This window comes from Rothia nasisuis, assembly GCF_928381405.1.
Lineage (GTDB): Bacteria > Actinomycetota > Actinomycetes > Actinomycetales > Micrococcaceae > Rothia > Rothia nasisuis.
In genome coordinates, this window is the sequence record NZ_CAKMSB010000008.1 from 1 (window position 1) to 15,850 (window position 15,850).

13 protein-coding genes are annotated in these 15,850 nt (G+C 56.8%); 4 read left to right on the plus strand and 9 right to left on the minus strand.

The window, feature by feature from the left end; genetic code table 11:
- From L6966_RS07650 to L6966_RS07660, 3 genes are all read left to right on the plus strand, one after another.
- On the plus strand, positions 1–947 hold a 947-nt coding region (locus L6966_RS07650), incomplete at its 5' end, for a hypothetical protein (RefSeq protein ID WP_237233157.1).
- Positions 940–1,485, plus strand: coding sequence for a hypothetical protein (locus tag L6966_RS07655; RefSeq protein WP_083090774.1), 546 nt, complete (start codon positions 940–942; stop codon positions 1,483–1,485). The genes L6966_RS07650 and L6966_RS07655, both read left to right, overlap by 8 nt.
- 187 nt (positions 1,486–1,672) lie before the next feature.
- Complete coding sequence (locus L6966_RS07660) at positions 1,673–2,617, plus strand: hypothetical protein (protein WP_083090773.1); 945 nt, start codon at positions 1,673–1,675, stop codon at positions 2,615–2,617.
- Between the two features lie 485 nt (positions 2,618–3,102).
- On the opposite strand, the gene L6966_RS12240 is transcribed toward L6966_RS07660, so the two are convergent.
- The 9 genes from L6966_RS12240 to groES form a co-directional block, all read right to left on the minus strand.
- Positions 3,103–3,480 (minus strand): transposase family protein, encoded by a 378-nt coding sequence (locus tag L6966_RS12240; RefSeq protein WP_083090772.1) that lies wholly within the window; start codon positions 3,478–3,480, stop codon positions 3,103–3,105.
- Between the two features lie 518 nt (positions 3,481–3,998).
- Entirely contained in the window at positions 3,999–5,591 is a 1,593-nt protein-coding gene (gene guaA, locus L6966_RS07665) for a glutamine-hydrolyzing GMP synthase (RefSeq protein WP_237233158.1), read from the minus strand.
- Positions 5,592–5,701: 110 nt separating this feature from the next.
- Entirely contained in the window at positions 5,702–6,253 is a 552-nt protein-coding gene (locus L6966_RS07670) for a DUF3817 domain-containing protein (protein ID WP_237233159.1), read from the minus strand.
- Positions 6,254–6,313: 60 nt separating this feature from the next.
- Positions 6,314–7,270: an SURF1 family protein gene (locus L6966_RS07675; RefSeq protein ID WP_237233160.1), complete on the minus strand. Its 957-nt coding sequence runs from the start codon at positions 7,268–7,270 to the stop codon at positions 6,314–6,316.
- Positions 7,271–7,279: 9 nt separating this feature from the next.
- Positions 7,280–8,407, minus strand: a complete 1,128-nt coding sequence (locus L6966_RS07680) for a GuaB3 family IMP dehydrogenase-related protein (RefSeq protein ID WP_083090768.1) — start codon at positions 8,405–8,407, stop codon at positions 7,280–7,282.
- Positions 8,408–8,430: 23 nt separating this feature from the next.
- Complete coding sequence (gene guaB / locus L6966_RS07685) at positions 8,431–9,948, minus strand: IMP dehydrogenase (RefSeq protein ID WP_237224773.1); 1,518 nt, start codon at positions 9,946–9,948, stop codon at positions 8,431–8,433.
- Positions 9,949–10,022: 74 nt separating this feature from the next.
- Positions 10,023–12,143 (minus strand): acyltransferase family protein, encoded by a 2,121-nt coding sequence (locus L6966_RS07690; RefSeq protein ID WP_237233161.1) that lies wholly within the window; start codon positions 12,141–12,143, stop codon positions 10,023–10,025.
- A gap of 257 nt (positions 12,144–12,400) precedes the next feature.
- Positions 12,401–13,996 carry a chaperonin GroEL gene (gene groL / locus L6966_RS07695; protein WP_083090765.1) on the minus strand — a complete coding sequence of 532 codons (1,596 nt, stop codon included), beginning with the start codon at positions 13,994–13,996 and terminating at the stop codon, positions 12,401–12,403.
- A 56-nt stretch (positions 13,997–14,052) separates the two neighbouring features.
- On the minus strand, positions 14,053–14,340 hold the full coding sequence (gene groES, locus L6966_RS07700; RefSeq protein ID WP_083090764.1) for a co-chaperone GroES: 288 nt from the start codon (positions 14,338–14,340) through the stop codon (positions 14,053–14,055).
- A gap of 253 nt (positions 14,341–14,593) precedes the next feature.
- On the opposite strand from groES, the gene L6966_RS07705 reads away from it, so the two are divergent.
- The gene (locus L6966_RS07705; protein ID WP_083090763.1) at positions 14,594–15,796 is read left to right on the plus strand and encodes an MFS transporter; all 1,203 of its coding nucleotides are present in this window, start codon (positions 14,594–14,596) and stop codon (positions 15,794–15,796) included.
- Positions 15,797–15,850 lie beyond the last annotated feature (54 nt).

Sequence of the window (15,850 nt, forward strand, 5' to 3'; positions counted from 1 at the left end):
GTGATCCGTGGGGGTTGCGGCCTGCTACGGATGCTGATTTGGCTGCTTATCGTGAGGCTAATCAGGGCGCGCTTGCTGATGCTGGTGATTGGGTTGCTGATAACTGGGAGTATGTTGCTGCTGGGGCGATGGTGGTTGCTGGTGTGGCGTTGATGGCTACGGGTGTGGGTGGGCCGGTTGGTGGCATGCTGGTCTCTGGTGGTATTTCCATGGGGATGCAGAAGGCGTCGACGGGGTCGGTGGATCCGGTGCAGTTGGCTTTGGATATGGTTCCTGGTGGGCTTCTTGTGCAGGGTTTGGTTGCTTCTGGGTCTGCTGCGTATTCGTATGTGAGGTCTCCTGGGCCGCATAATGTGGCTGGGTTTGTGGGGGATGTTGCGGTTGCTGGTGTGGGGGGTGTGTTGCCGGGGCCGTCGGTGGTGGGTCGGCGTGCGGTGGGTGGTGTTGCTGATGCAGCTGCTGATTCCGGGGGTAGGAGTGCTACTCGGGCTCTGAATGATAGGGTTTTGGAAGGTGAGGTTCTACCGCCTTCTGGTGCTGTTGTTTCGGTGGGTCAGCGGGCGATTGGGCCTGGGGTGTATGGAACTTTGCCGGAATTGATGCCTGCTGAGCAGAAATTACAGAACCTGTCTCCTAGCCCTCTTACGTCCTCCCAGATTGATGATTATTTGGGTGGGATGAAGGAGCGTGGGGTTTTCCATAAATCTAGTAAGTATGAACAATGGAATATGCCTGGTGGAAGTGAAACACTCGATAAAGATTTTACCCACCTAGCTCAGGGCCTAGAATATAGAGAAATATCAATTAAGGGGCAGAACTCTAGAATCGCTCAATTATCAGATGATACAAAAATAATTCAGAGGCCAAGCAGTGAAGGTAGCCCAACTCTAGAGCTGCAGCGACCTTCTGGAAGTAAAAATCTTAAATTTAGGTACCCAGATGAATAAATATTTTAAATACCAATTTGACCCCCAAGCTATAATCGAAGATTTTAACACCCTCAATAAAAACTATCTTCTGAAAAACAATTTATTCTGTATACCACAGGTAGCAGACGAATTCCATATAGATGAGAATTTTCTTAAGGGGATGGCCAGAGTTCTTACTTCCAACCCAACTAAATGTTTCACTGTCATACCATTTTTTGGAGATGGGTTTGAACATGCCGCAGACCCCCTAACTCTAAGCCGCGATGATGTGGACAAACTTGAAAAGATATTCAGAGAACTTTTTGGGGCGGCAATTTTAATTGTCAACACCGAAAAGGACTTTATACTATTTACTACGTATAATGACTATAGGCTAGTGGCAGGCAGTTTAAGAAATCTCAAATATTATTTTGAGGGAATTGATTCTGGAGTAAGTAATTTCGAAAACCATTTATCCAAAACCTGCGAGTTAGCCAAAAATGACATAGGCGCCGCTAATTTTCTAAAACTATTAGAGGTTGCCAAAAGTCAATACATTCTCCCAGAAGAACCGTGAAGGGCTCCTAACATGACTGAAGTAGACGGCAGTGTATGGAATAGGTAAACTGCTAACCCCGCAGCTAGACCCTTTGACGTGGAAACAAGTACAAATACCGCGAGACTTCGCTCCCGATTACCCGGGGCAGACTAGGAGTCAGTATGCGTCAAGTAGGAGCCACATATTATTTGAAGAGGAATAGTAAATGAAGAATACTTTGAACCAGAAAATAATTCTTGAGAGTTTCCCTTTCACAGTTAAGAAAGTCTTTACTCATCTAAAATCTCGTGTGTTCTATATCAATCTCACCAATCACCATGGCGATATCCTCACCTTGTCCTCAAATGATTTGTGGCAAATAGTCACTCCATCCCAAGCTTTTGGGTCCGAATACCATCGCGAGAACCAGGATGACCCTAGAATTGCAAGCTACATAGAAGCATTAGGGGATGCTTGTGATCAACTAGTAGGTACGCAAATTACTAATATTTGTGGCTACCATAATCTTTACGACAATACCTTTATCTTCAGCAACGGGTTTATCGTACGATTCATGACAGCAGGCGATGACTGGGTTGGTGAATTAGGAACTAGTGTAAAACTGGAAACTGCTTCTGGCGTAGTGCAAACAGAATATAGCTCCCCAAGATACCAACGCTTAGAATACTTTCCTCAGCCTTTAATTACCTCCCCCGAGAACAACCCCTTCGATAGACCACTTAGCCTTATTAATCAAGTATTAATTTATGCGATAGGTTCAACCATTACAAATGTTCTTTGTATGCAGAACGATAAACTAGCAGCTGCAGCATATAGCCTATTGATAACATTACAAAATGGTTCAGAAATTGTTATTAGTAATGCGTGGACAGTCAACAGTTCCACTGGAGTATGGTGTTCACAACAGGAGTTTCACGAAATTGAGGGGTTAAAATACAAAATATGCGCTAAAGAGTACGAGCAAATGGCACGAGAGATGGAAGGGAGAAGCCTTATCGGCTTTGCTGGTCCTGATGACTTATCCCAGCCAACTTTACTTTTCAGTGATGGTTTAAAAATCGATCAGATAGCTGAGCATTCAATTCAGGGTGCAAAGTTTGCCTATGGTGAGTGGTTAGTTGCGAACGAAGTTGGCACCTTCAAACGATAAAGAACCACCAGCCTATCCACCCAGGGAAACCACGCTTATTTCTGCCTCCTCTTTGTAAGAAGCTCTATAGCTAACTGCCCCAAACACATATCACTAGATCCAGAGTTTGGCGGCCTTGCCTTTAGACCCAGGACAGGGAAAGGGCTGCAGGTTGTGTCCTGATACAGATACTGAGCTTCGGCTGGTTAATCGTTCCAATACTCTTTTAGGGAGATTGATGAGAAACTTAAAATTAACCCATGACTTCCTCGATACCCATGGGCCTTTTTGGGTTACAGATGTACAAAGCTCCATATTTGCAAGTATTGAGATAACCCTCAAAAATAAACAAAGACAGCTTCTGCGATGGTCGTCAACGAATGATTGGGAATTTATTGCACCTCACAAAGTTTATACATGGGGTGATGAAGAATGCAATCACGAAATTGAAGAAATTCTAATAGGGACAAAACTAACTGGCGTAAGCGGCTTTCAAAGAGGGTTATTCATAAGGTCCCACCAGCCACCAAAAACAGCAACCCCCCGCACCAGAAGAAAACACCTGCCCATACGAGCTCAACGGCCGCCTGAACCCAGTATGCAGAACCCGCCAGCTTTTCACCTGAGCTTTTCCCCCGCTCCACCACCGACCGCAACCGATTGAGCACCCGGTTATTCTTCTTCTGCTCCCGACTAAGCCGCTGCCCCGGCCTGCGTTTGGTAGGGGTAGCTAGGTTCAAGCCAACATAACCCTTATCAGCCAGAGTCGAAACATCTAGCAGTTGATCTAACCCGTGAGCTTTGAAGGCATGGGCATCATGTCTGACAGTCCCGTGGTTAAACCCTGCGCGTTTGTGCCTTTCAGAAAAGTTTGTTTTGCCCAGTAAATGTCAGTTTCAGGTCGGCACTAGGGTGCCATCGACGACGAGGGGTCCAGGTGCTTTCAGGCTCTCTTTCAGGGGTTGGGCCATTGGGGTAAGTACTTTTTCTAGGGCTTTTTCGATGGTGCTGATGGTTCGTGAGATCGTCGGTTGTGAGACTTCAAAAAAGTGGGCTAGGGTTTCTTGGGTCATAGTTATAGCCAACCATGCCGCTCGCAAGCTCCTCGCCTCAACGCTTCGCTATGCTCGGCGAATAACTTGATTTTCTATTCCGCCCTTTGGCGGAAAATCAGGAAAGGAGCGAGCAAGCTCGCCCCCTCCCCCGAGACCCGCAAGCGGCAGCCGCACTGAGTCAACCAGCCGCTCGCAGGCTCGCGGACTAACAAAACGAGGAGCTCGCTACGCTCGCAAGCTCCTCGCCCGAGGCCCGCAAGCGGCAGCCACACTAAGTCAACTAAACCGCTCGCAGGCTCGCGGAATAAACCAAATTTTTATTTCCTCGCTCGCTCGGAAAATTTGGTTTATTCCCACTCAATCGTTCCCGGAGGCTTTGAAGTTACGTCCAGAACCACTCGGTTCACCTCAGCAACCTCATTGGTAATCCGGTTAGAAATCTTCGCCAGCAGGTCATAGGGCAAGCGTGACCAGTCAGCAGTCATCGCGTCCTCAGAAGAGACCGGGCGCAACACAATCGGGTGGCCATAAGTGCGGCCATCCCCCTGCACACCAACGGAACGGACGTCCGCCAGCAACACCACGGGGCACTGCCAGATCTCCTCGTCCATACCGGCTGCCCTCAGCTCCTCACGCACAATCGCATCAGCTACACGCAAGGTGCCCAAGTTACGCTCGGTAACCTCACCAATCACACGAATACCCAAGCCAGGGCCTGGGAAGGGCTGGCGGGCAACAATCTTCTCAGGAACCCCCAGCTCACGGCCAATAGCGCGAACCTCGTCCTTAAAAAGAGTGCGCAGGGGCTCAACCAGCTCAAACTGCAGGTCATCAGGCAGGCCACCCACATTATGGTGAGACTTAATATTGGCAGCGCCCTCGCCGCCGCCTGACTCAACCACGTCCGGATAAAGGGTTCCCTGCACCAAGAACTTAATATCAGCGCCGTCAGCACCAGCCTCTTCAATCAGCTTGCGCTGGGCAGCCTCAAAGGAGCGAATAAACTCGCGGCCAATAGCCTTACGCTTGGCCTCAGGCTCGGTGATACCCGCCAGAGCACCCAGGAAGCGCTCTGACTCGTCAATAGTCACAACCTTGATACCCATGGTTGAGGCGTAATCCTGCTCCACTTGCTCACGCTCACCCTCTCGCAGTAGACCGTGGTCAATGAAGAAGCAGGTCAGCTGGTCGCCCACAGCCTTGTGCACCAGGGCCGCAGCAACAGAGGAGTCTACACCGCCAGAGAGCGCGCAAATCACCTGGTCGTCACCGACCTGCTCACGGATCTTAGCGACCTGCTCATCGATGATATTGCCGGTGGACCAGGTCTTCTCAAGCCCTGCCACACCGAACAAAAAGTTCTCCAGGGCAACCTGGCCGTAGTCGGAGTGCTTGACCTCGGGGTGCCACTGCACGCCACCAAACTTACGCTTCTCATCCACAAAAGCGGCAACCGCCGCACCGGGAGTCTGGGCCAGAACCTCAAAGCCTTCGGGAGCCTGCGAAACAGAGTCACCGTGACTCATCCAGACCTTCTGGGTAGCCGGGGTGCCGGTGAGAAAGGATGAGTTCTCTGCACAAACCACTGCATCGGTCGCACCGTACTCACGCAGGCCAGTTTGAGCCACGGTACCGCCCAGGGTCTGAGCCATCACCTGAAACCCGTAGCAGATCCCGAATACGGGCACACCTGCCTCAAACAGGGCTGGATCCCCCTTGGGGGCGCCGTCCTCGTATACGGAAGAGGGGCCACCAGACAGGATAATGGCGGCAGGGTTCTTAGCCAGCATTTTATCGGTGGGCATAGTGTGAGGTACTAGCTCCGAGTAAACGCCGGCTTCTCGGACGCGGCGGGCGATGAGCTGGGCATACTGGGCACCATAGTCAACGACCAGGACGGGGCGCTCTTCGAGCTCCTCGACGGGGGTGTGAGTAGTCACAGGTATTTACCTTTTCGTTGGGTCACGTACCCGGTAGCAGGTCACAAGGACGCTGCCACCCGGGCCTGGAGGGGATTTTGAGTTCTATTCTAGTGGAGTCTCTCACGGCTTTAATAGCGTTTGGTGGCCTGAGGGTTAGCTTCAAGCAGGGCCAGGGTTTCGGCGTAGATACGACGCTCGACGATGAAGGAAAGGAAGGGCACAACACCGCCCAGGGCCATGACAATGAGCTGGGGTAGGCGCCAGCGCATGAGCAGCCACAGGCGGAAGCAGGAGAAGAGGTAAACCACGTAGAACCAGCCGTGAATAATCAGAATCCAGGTGGAGATGTTCACACCACCGTGCAGGTTGCCGGTTTCACGGTTGAGCCAGCCCAGGGCTACGGTATGACCGGTTTGTGCATCAGTACCGCCAGCGACCAGGTCGTGGCCAAAGATATAGCGGGTCACCATTTCGGTCACGAGCAGGAGCAGGAAGGTACCCGAAATCCAGGCGCACCACTTGTAAAAGGTCAGAGCGCCACGAATTTGGGCTTCGGTTCCGCCAAATTTTTTTCGCACAGTGAAGCCGGTCTGGGTCTTAGTTTCATCAGTACCGCTAGCTAGCGTGACCTTTTTACCGTCGGTTCGTTCGGTGGGGCGGGGGGTTATGTTCTCACTCACTGTTAGGGTTCTCTTTTCAGGGGTTGCTGGTGGATGTTCTACAAGGACGCTACTGTACGCCTAGGTGCCGGGCGGCAAGCGGCTGCCGCTAGCGTCCTTAATCTCATCAAAAAAATAGTAGGCCTGGTCAGCTGGGTCAAAGTAATAGGGGCGGCCGGTGGCTTCATCAACCCAGTACTCACCCTCGTATTCAAAGTAGAGGGTGGGGTCTTCTGCCTTCTCAACTGAGTCTTTGAGCATACGCCACCAGAGGTAGAGCGCAAATCCTGCGAAGACCAGCCACTCTAGCGCGTAGAAGATATTGAGCCAGTCGACAGAGTCGTCAGTGTACTGGGTAGCACGAATGGGCTGCAGGGTGCCGCTCTGCTCCAGCAGGCTGGCGTTCTCGGCAATGGTTCCTTGACCGGTGAGGGGGGTTGCTCCGTGGGTTTCTGAGTCGGCAGTGAGTATACCGTTGTAGAGGGCGGCGTTCCAGGTGTTGGTCAGGTAGGAGGAGTTAGCCGAGGCCAGCATGCGGTCATGGTTACGGTTCTCGTCCGTGATCAGGTCGGAGGTCAAAGGTGGGTCATTACCCACCAGCCGCCCGGCGACCGTCACGGTGCCCCCGGGCTCGGCGGGTAGCTCGGGGGTGGGAGTCCAGCCGCGGACCACAGCAATACCTCGCGGCCCCTCCCCCAGATTGGTCACTACGGTGCTCTCGCCGTCGGGAACGAAAAGGGAGATAACCCAAAACCCCTCCTGCCCGCCGTGGAGTTTCTCCTGCACCAGGTAGGAGGAGCCAGGGAGGTAGGAGCCGGTTGCCTCAATCACCGTGTCAACCTCAGTGGCGTCGAGGCTGTCATGAGCCTTGAGCACCTGGCTGTAGGGGCGCACCACGTCCTTAGCAGGGTCAGCAGTCAGCTGCCCCAGAGTAGAGGCGTTGAGTTGCCACTTGCTGAGCGCCACAAAACCACTGGCCAGGGCCAGCACCAGCAGGAGCCCTAGCAGCCAGCGGGGGGTGAGAGCGGTTTTCAGCACTGAAGCGACCTACTTGACGTAGGGGGTGATATTGACGTCGATGCGCTGGAAGGATTTCAAATCGGTGTACCCGCAGGTAGCTAGCGCACGTTTAAGGGCGCCCACGAGGTTAGCTGAACCGTTGGTGTCAGCGGAGGGGCCGTGCATGACTTCTTGCAGGGTGCCCACGGTGCCCTGGTAGGTACGAATCCCGCGGGGAAAGTCAGCTGAGTGAGCCTCATTGCCCCAGTACCAGCCCGCTCCGGGGGCTTCGGCCGCGCGGGCTAGGGGCGCGCCTATCATCACGGCATCCGCCCCCATAGCCAGGGCCTTAACCATATCGCCGGAGCGGCCCAGAGAGCCGTCCGCGATGACGTGCACGTAGCGGCCACCGGACTCGTCCAAGTAGTCGGATCGGGCGGCGGCCACATCAGAAATCGCGGTAGCCATGGCGGCCTGAATCCCCAGACCGCGGCGGGTGGTCAGGGTGGCACCGCCGCCAAAACCGACCAGCACACCGGCAGCACCGGTGCGCATCAGGTGCATGGCGGGGGTGTACCCGGTGACACCACCGACCATGACCGGCACGTCCAGCTCGTAAATGAACTTCTTGAGGTCAAGGGGCTCACGGCGGGATGAAACGTGTTGAGCTGAGACAGCGGCACCGCGGATTACGAAGAGGTCAACACCTGCTTTGACCACGGTCTCGTAGAACTCCTGGGTGTTTTGCGGGGTCAGCGACCCGGCAACGATGACGCCCGATTCCCGGATTTCTGCCAGGCGGGCGGTAATCAGCTCAGCCTTGATGGGCTCAGCGTAAATCTGCTGCATGCGGCGGGTTGCGGCCGGCGCGTCGTCAGCGCTCAGAGAAGTGATTTCGTCGAGGTAGGGTGCCGGGTCCTCGTAACGGGTCCATAAGCCCTCAAGGTTGAGTACCCCCAGGCCGCCGAGCTTGCCCAGGGCGATAACGGTCGCCGGTGACATGACCGAGTCCATAGGAGCACCGATGATGGGGGTGTCAAACTTGAAGGCGTCAATCTGCCAGCTCAGGTTTACGTCGTGAGCATCACGGGTGCGGCGGGTGGGCACCAGTGCGATTTCGTCGAGCGAATAGGTACGGCGGGCCCGCTTGGACATACCAATCTGGATGTCAGTCATAGTAATCCTTTATGTCTGCAGGGTTAGCGGCGGTAGTTAGGGGCTTCAACGGTCATGGTGATGTCGTGCGGGTGTGACTCCTTCAGCCCTGCCGAGGTGATACGCACGAATCGGCCCTTGTTCTTGAGCTCTTCAACGGTGTGAGCACCCACGTAGAACATGGTCTGACGCAGGCCGCCCTCAAGCTGATGTAGTACAGAGGAAAGGGGCCCGCGGTAGGGAACCTGCCCCTCAATGCCCTCGGGAATCAGCTTCTCCTCAGAAGAAACATCGGCCTGGAAGTAGCGGTCCTTTGAGAAGGACTTCTTACCGCCGCGGGACTGCATAGCGCCCAGTGAGCCCATGCCACGGTAGGCCTTGAACTGCTTACCGTTCACAAAAATCAGATCGCCGGGTGACTCAGCGGTACCGGCCAGCAGGGAGCCCAGCATAACAGAATCGGCACCCGCTACCAGGGCCTTACCAATTTCACCGGAGTGCTGCATACCGCCGTCCGCGATCAGGGGAACGCCTGCGGGAATGGCCGCCTTAGCGGATTCGTTGATGGCGGTAATCTGGGGCACGCCCACGCCAGCGATAATGCGGGTGGTGCAGATAGAGCCGGGGCCAACGCCCACCTTCACAGCGTCTGCGCCAGCGTCAATAATAGCCTGGGCGCCGACGCGGGTAGCCGCCTGGCCGCCTACCACATCAACGTGGGTGGCAGCGGGATCTTTCTTCAAGCGGGCGATCATATCGAGCACCCCCTGAGAGTGGCCGTTAGCAGTGTCAACGAAGAGGGCGTCAACTCCCGCCTCAACCAAGGTCATGGCCCGCTCGTAGCCGTCGCCAAAGAAGCCGATAGCGGCACCCACGCGCAGGCGGCCGTCATCGTCCTTGGTAGCGCGGGGGTACTGCTCACTCTTGGTGAAGTCCTTAACGGTAATCAGACCGGTCAGCTTACCCGCTTCGTCAATCAGGGGCAGCTTTTCAATCTTGTTTTCTGCCAGCAGGGCGAAGGCTTCGTCCTTGCTCATGCCCTCGTGGCCGGTGATGAGCGGCATCTTGGTCATGATGTCGCGCACGTAGGTGGTTTCAAACGCTGACTCGGGCAAGTAGCGGGTGTCGCGGTTAGTGATGATACCTACCAGCACCTTATCTTCGTCCACCACGGGCAGGCCAGAAACCTTGTAGTGGCCGCAGAGGGCATCGAGCTCGGCGATAGTGGCATCGGGGCCCACGGTCACGGGGTTGGTAATCATGCCGGACTCGGAACGTTTAACGCGGTCAACATGGTCGGCCTGATCTGCGACGGAAAGGTTGCGGTGGATGACGCCCATGCCACCCAGGCGAGCCATGGCAATGGCTAAGGCTGACTCGGTGACGGTATCCATGGCCGCCGAGATAATCGGTGAGGAGATGGAAATTCGCTTGGTTAGGCGGGTGGTGGTATCTGCATCTGACGGAATCACATTCGTGTTGCCGGGGAGCAACAGCACATCGTCATAGGTCAGGCCGGTGAAGCCGAAAGGGTCTTCGCTCAGTGCAGTGGGCGTAGTCATAAAGGGGTCGCTACCTTTCGAGGGGTTCAAGTGGGTGTGGAGCACGCTGTTCTTAATCTTAGTCGGGTTAGGCGCTAGTTGCGAGTGGCTGAAACGGTAGCCCCGGCGTCAGCCCGCTGAACTGCATCCAGCAGGCGGGGGTTGAAGTAGGAGCCCAAGGTCTCGATGTAGGTAGCTGTGATGTGGTCGTAGTCAAAGTAGGTGTAAATATTGCCAATAGCCGGTGGGCACTCATTGTCTGGGCAGATCAAATCGGAAAGATTCAGCGCCGAATAGCCGGGGTAGGCGCTTTCAAGATTGGTGAGCGGGTTGGTGTAGACGTCCTGGCCGGACTCCATCACGCAGTCGTCTGCTCCGGCCAGGGAGTCCAGGCAGTCCTTATGCATGGTTTCCATGCGCGGGGTGTCACGCAAGCCCACCACACCGACCCCGGCACCGGTCAGCTGCTCCGTGCGGGTCGTGGCATTCGGTAGCTGAACGTCGGGGACGCCCGGCTGCGACTTGGTGCCGTGAAGCAGGACGGTATCGGGGTGGAGGTCCTGAATGAAGGCAGCGCTATCTGCTGCCCAGGTATCGCAGTCGTAGCCCGTGGCGTAAGCGGCGTTATCGTCAGGGCCTAAGAAACACCCGGGGCGGATGATGGCGTAGACCGTCCAGCCCTGTTCCTCAGCGAGTGGCCGTAGAGCCGTCATCCACATCTGCATGTGTGAGTTTCCCCAGGCCACCACGACGCGGGTGGGCTTATCGCTGTGGGTCACCGCGGTACAGTTGCCCGCGAGAGTATCAGGGAGGTTCAGGGTCGGCTCGGCATCAGCGCAGCTGGCGCCCAGGTCAGCCCAGTCCGCGTCAAGTACAGCACGCATGGGAATGACGGTGGGGTCGCTCTCCCCCTGGTACTGGAAGTTGGGGTCAAAAACAGCGGCACCCACGTTGTTGAGGGAACGATTCGCTTCTGCCGCCTGCGCCTGCCGGTAGATGGTCTGCTTCCAGGCGTAGGAGGGTGCCAGGGCCAGAGCCGCACAGAGACCGCCGGTGGCAAGACCGGTGAGCAGGGAACGATTGGGCAGGGCCCAGTCGCGGAGGGGCTTCTCAACCAGCTGGTTCAAGGCCCAGGCAATCACACCAGAAACCAGCAGGAGACCCACCCCGGCAAGAAACCCGGCTTTCTCTTGCTTAGTTTGTGCCAGGTAGAAAACTAGAATCGGCCAGTGCACCAGGTAGAGGGCGTACGAAAATCCTCCCAGGGCCAGGAGCGGACGCGCGGTCAGTAGTTTTTCGGGGCCCCAACGTGTTTGTGTATCCCCTGCGATGATCACGAGGGAGGCCGCTAGGGTCGGCCAGAGCGCCACATAGCCGGGGAAGGTGCCGTTGACATCAAGCACAAAGCCGCAGGCCACTATTGCAACGATACCTGCCCACCCCAGCACGGCTCGCAGGTACCGGGGCAGGCGCAGAGCAGGGAGCCACAGGGCAACGATGGAACCCAGCGCAAACTCCCACAGCCTAGCTTCCGTATCAAAATAGGCGGTCTGCTGATGGGCGGCGGTGGCGGTGATTGAGTAGTGAAGCGAGTAGACAAAAATATAGCCGAACACAGCGGTCAGCGCCCAGCGCGCCAGGCCGCGTAATCTGCGTCCTAGGAGTAGCGCCACCCCCGCAAAGACCAGCGGCCACAGCATGTACATCTGCCCCTGCACCGACAGGGACCAGAAATGTCTGAACGGTGAGGCCTGCGAGGTATCTGCCGCATAGTAATCCACAGTGTTTTCGATAGACCACCAGTTGTGCTGGTAAAGGACCACGCTCTTGGCCTCGTCCAGAATCACCAGCCAGCGCTCCGCCGGGATAAAGAAATAGGTGCCCGCCAATGTCAGGGCTACGGTCAGCGAAGCCAGCGGTAGCAACCGTTTAAAGACGTGCACCCAGTAGGCCACCAGGGTTTTGGTACCCAACCAGGTGCCGGGGCCTGTAATCCTCCCCTGCTCCAGCCTGCGCACAAACGAACCCGTGAGGAGGAAGGCTGATACCAACAGGAAAACATCTACACCGCCGGAGACCCTGCCAAACCAGAGGTGGTAGGCGGCCACCAGTAGCAGGGCGAGCGCTCGCAACCCCTGAATCTCAGGGCGCCAGGTACGCTCAGCCATGAGCGTCACAGTTCTCACGGTACCGGTTTTGGGCCGTTTTTGATCCATGTGCTCACCTCCTGCCTACTTTTAACGTCGGGGATGCCGTTGAAACCCCCTCAATAGGTTAACCACAAGTAAGGTATGATACCGGCATCCGCTGGATATTTGCTCACAAAACTGAAATCTTTACCGGCGAGGGTAGCCGTGCGCCCAGGCTTTACCGCCTGCTACGAGTTGACCTTGTCTTTGAAAATGGGAGGCGCCCGCCTCCCCGGTACGGGGAAGGCGGGCGCCTGTGGGTTGGGATGAGCGAGGTTTTGACCCTAGTCGGTCTCGTTCTCGTCTTCCTCCGCGGGCTTTTCGACCACCAGGGTCTCGGTGGTCAGCACCAGGGCAGCGATGGAGGCTGCGTTTTCAAGGGCTGAGCGAGTCACCTTGACGGGGTCAATGATGCCGCGGGCAATCAGATCCTCGTACTCGCCGGTCGCTGCGTTGAAGCCGTGGCCGAGGGGCATTTCAGCAACACGAGAGGTGACCACGTAGCCGTCCTCACCGGCGTTTTCAGCGATCCAGCGCAGGGGCTGAACCAGGGAACGGCGCACGATCTCTACACCGACCGAAGCGTCACGAGAGTCGAGCTCCACACCGTCAAGAGCGGCCAGAGCGTGCACTAGAGCGGTGCCGCCACCTGCAACAATGCCCTCCTCGAGAGCGGCACGGGTGGATGATACGGCGTCCTCAATACGGTGCTTGCGTTCCTTGGCCTCAACCTCGGTAGCGGCACCGACCTTGATGACGCCGACGCCGCCGGCCAGCTTGGCCAGGCGTTCCTTGAGTTTCTCGCGGTCCCATTCAGAATCCACACGCTCAATTTCGGCGCGAATCTGGTCAACACGCTCGGCTACGGCCTCAGAAGTTCCGCCGCCATCAACGATGGTGGTGTTGTTCTTGGTGACGGTCACGCGGCGGGCCGAGCCAAGCTGGTCCAGGGTCACGGAATCGAGGGTAATACCGAGTTCGCCGGTGATGACGGTTCCACCGGTCAAGATAGCCAGGTCTTGGAAGATTGCCTTGCGGCGGTCGCCAAAACCGGGTGCCTTCAGCGCTACAACGTCAAGGTTGCCGCGCAGCTTGTTGACTACCAGGGTTGAGAGGGCCTCGCCGTCAACGTCCTCAGCGATGACGGTAATCGGTTTCTTAGCCTGAACAACCTTCTCAAGCACGGGCATAATCTCGGCAACGGTTGAAATCTTGCCCTGGTAGAGCAGAATCAGTGTGTTTTCGAGAACAGCTTCGGCGCGCTCAGGGTCGGTGACAAAGGAGGGTGAAAGGTAGCCCTTATCGAACTGCATACCCTCGGTCACTTCGAGTTCAATTTCGGTGGTGGAGCCGTCTTCGATGGTGATAACACCGTCCTGCCCCACCTTCGAAAAGGCCTCAGAGAGCAGATCACCGATGTGGGGTGACTGCGCCGAAATGGCTGCCACGTGCGCAACCTCGTCGCCGGAGACCTCACGGGCGTTCGCCAGCAGACGCTCGGAGACCAGCTTGGTAGCGATCTCGATACCGCGCTTGACTTCGCCGGGGGCAGCACCGGAGGTCACGTTGCGCAGGCCCTCAGAGACGAGTGCCTGGGCCAGTACGGTTGCGGTGGTGGTGCCGTCACCGGCAACGTCGTTGGTCTTGGTCGCTACTTCTTTGGCGAGCTGGGCACCCAAATTTTCGTAGGGGTTCTCCAACTCGATTTCGCGGGCGATGGAGACTCCGTCGTTGGTGATGATGGGGGCACCCCACTGCTTGTCAAGTACCACGTTGCGGCCGCGGGGGCCCAGAGTGACCTTGACGGCGTTGGCCAGCTTATCGACGCCGGTCTGCAGGTGCTTACGCGCATCATCGTTGAATTCAAGCTGTTTTGCCATGAATCCTTACTTCTTTCGTTGCTTGCTAACGGGTTGGGTCGGTGAGCCGTTAGAACCTAGGAGACAACAGCCAGTACGTCGCGGGCCGAGAGAATCAGGTATTCGGTGCCGCCGTACTTAACCTCAGTGCCGCCGTACTTGGAGAAAATTACCATGTCTCCCTCAGTGACGTCGACGGGTACGCGGTTGCCCTTGTCGTCGATACGGCCGGGGCCAACAGCAATGACCTTTGCCTCCTGCGGCTTTTCTTTGGCGGTGTCGGGAATAGCCAGGCCGGAGGCGGTAACCTGCTCCGCTTCAATAATCTGGACGACGATGCGGTCTTCAAGGGGCTTGATAGCCATGGTGAGGTACTCCTTCTAGTGAGTGCTCGGTGTACATTCAAGGGTGACCGTGTGCTGCCTGCGAGCCTGTGAACGGTATCGTCGCGGTGCTACCGACAGACCCCCATTTAGCACTGTAGGCGGTCAAGTGCTAACTCAAACTTTAGGCCCCTTGCAGGGGTGGGGGCAAGGCCGTGGACCAGTTTCGCACTCAGCGCACCCCAATTTGTGAACTACAATACAAAAGGTAGCGTCATGTAAGAGAGGGGAGCCCTTGCTTAAACTCATTTTCTGGCCGGTGCTCGTCCCCTCCTTTCTTTTCGCCGCAGGTTTCGGCGCTGTAGTTCCTATCCAGCTGCTGGCGGCTATCAGGCTGGGGGCTTCCCCGGAACTTGCCTCACTGCTGGTTGCCGCTACAGGGCTTCTCGCTATCGTGTGCACCGTCCCGGTCGGGGCTGCCATTGACCGCATCGGTGATAAACGTTCCATGACCGTAGCGACCACCTTTGCGGCAGCTGCCCTCACCGCCAGCGCCCTCTCCCTCGCCCTGCCACTTACCTGGGCTCTCGGCCTTTACGTGACAGCCCACATCGCCCGGGTACCCTCAACCGTAGCCTGGGGGCTGGCTCGCCAGTCCGTCCTGGCAGAAACCGTGGCCGCGGACGACCGCGGCAAGGCCATGACGGCCCTTGGCGGTGCCCAGCGGGCAGGCTCGCTGGCCGGGCCACTCGTCTCGGCTCTCCTCCTGCTGTGGCTGCCTATGTGGTCAGTCTTCGTTTGCGCCCTCATCCTCGTTGCAAGCGCAACTTTCTGCCTGCAGATCCGCCGCTTCAATGCCACCTTCGACTCCGCAACCGCCGCCGCTAAAAAAGCTCGAACAGATGCAGATCTAGCCCTCCAAGTGCGCTGGGGTGCCGTTATCGTTGCGGGCCTGAACATGGTCGTGCTTGCCATAGCCCGCGTCACCCAGCCCATTGTCGTCGCCCTCTGGGGCATGCACCTGGGCTGGACTGACTCCCACATCGCCCTGGCTATTGCCCTCGGTTCAGCTCTCGAAATGGTGATTATGGTTCCCGGTGGCTATCTCAAAGACCGTGTTGGCCGCTCCGCCGTCCTGGCCCTCTGCCTGACCATCTTCGGAGCAGGATTTCTTGTCACCCCACTCGTACCCACCAGCGGCAGCTTCATCATGGGCCTTGTTCTCATGGCCGTGGGCAACGGCTTTGGGGCAGGCATCAACATGACCATCGGCGCAGACCTTTCGCCCAACACCGGCCGCGCCACCTTCCTCTCCATCTGGTCGCTCTTCTCACAGGTAGCTATTGTCGCTGGGCCGGTTGGCGTATCGGTCACTATGGTCACCCTCTCCCTACCCGCAGTCTTTACCCTGGTTGGTTCCTGCGCCATCGGCGGGGCCGTCTGGGCCCTAGCCACCCAGCCCTACACCAAGCTACCCACCGGGCGTAGTAGCCTTTAGTTCAGGAGTGCAGGCGCTCGTGCGCAATTTATGCCAGCCCTAGCCGCTCGGCTC

Excerpts from the sequence above, each read along its gene's own strand:
- L6966_RS07690 (WP_237233161.1), bottom strand. The coding sequence starts at position 12,143 with ATGGATCAAAAACGGCCCAAAACCGGTACCGTGAGAACTGTGACGCTC.
- groES (WP_083090764.1), bottom strand. The coding sequence starts at position 14,340 with ATGGCTATCAAGCCCCTTGAAGACCGCATCGTCGTCCAGATTATTGAA.
- L6966_RS07660 (WP_083090773.1), top strand. The coding sequence starts at position 1,673 with ATGAAGAATACTTTGAACCAGAAAATAATTCTTGAGAGTTTCCCTTTC.
- groL (WP_083090765.1), bottom strand. The coding sequence starts at position 13,996 with ATGGCAAAACAGCTTGAATTCAACGATGATGCGCGTAAGCACCTGCAG.
- guaB (WP_237224773.1), bottom strand. The coding sequence starts at position 9,948 with ATGACTACGCCCACTGCACTGAGCGAAGACCCTTTCGGCTTCACCGGC.
- L6966_RS07655 (WP_083090774.1), top strand. The coding sequence starts at position 940 with ATGAATAAATATTTTAAATACCAATTTGACCCCCAAGCTATAATCGAA.
- L6966_RS07680 (WP_083090768.1), bottom strand. The coding sequence starts at position 8,407 with ATGACTGACATCCAGATTGGTATGTCCAAGCGGGCCCGCCGTACCTAT.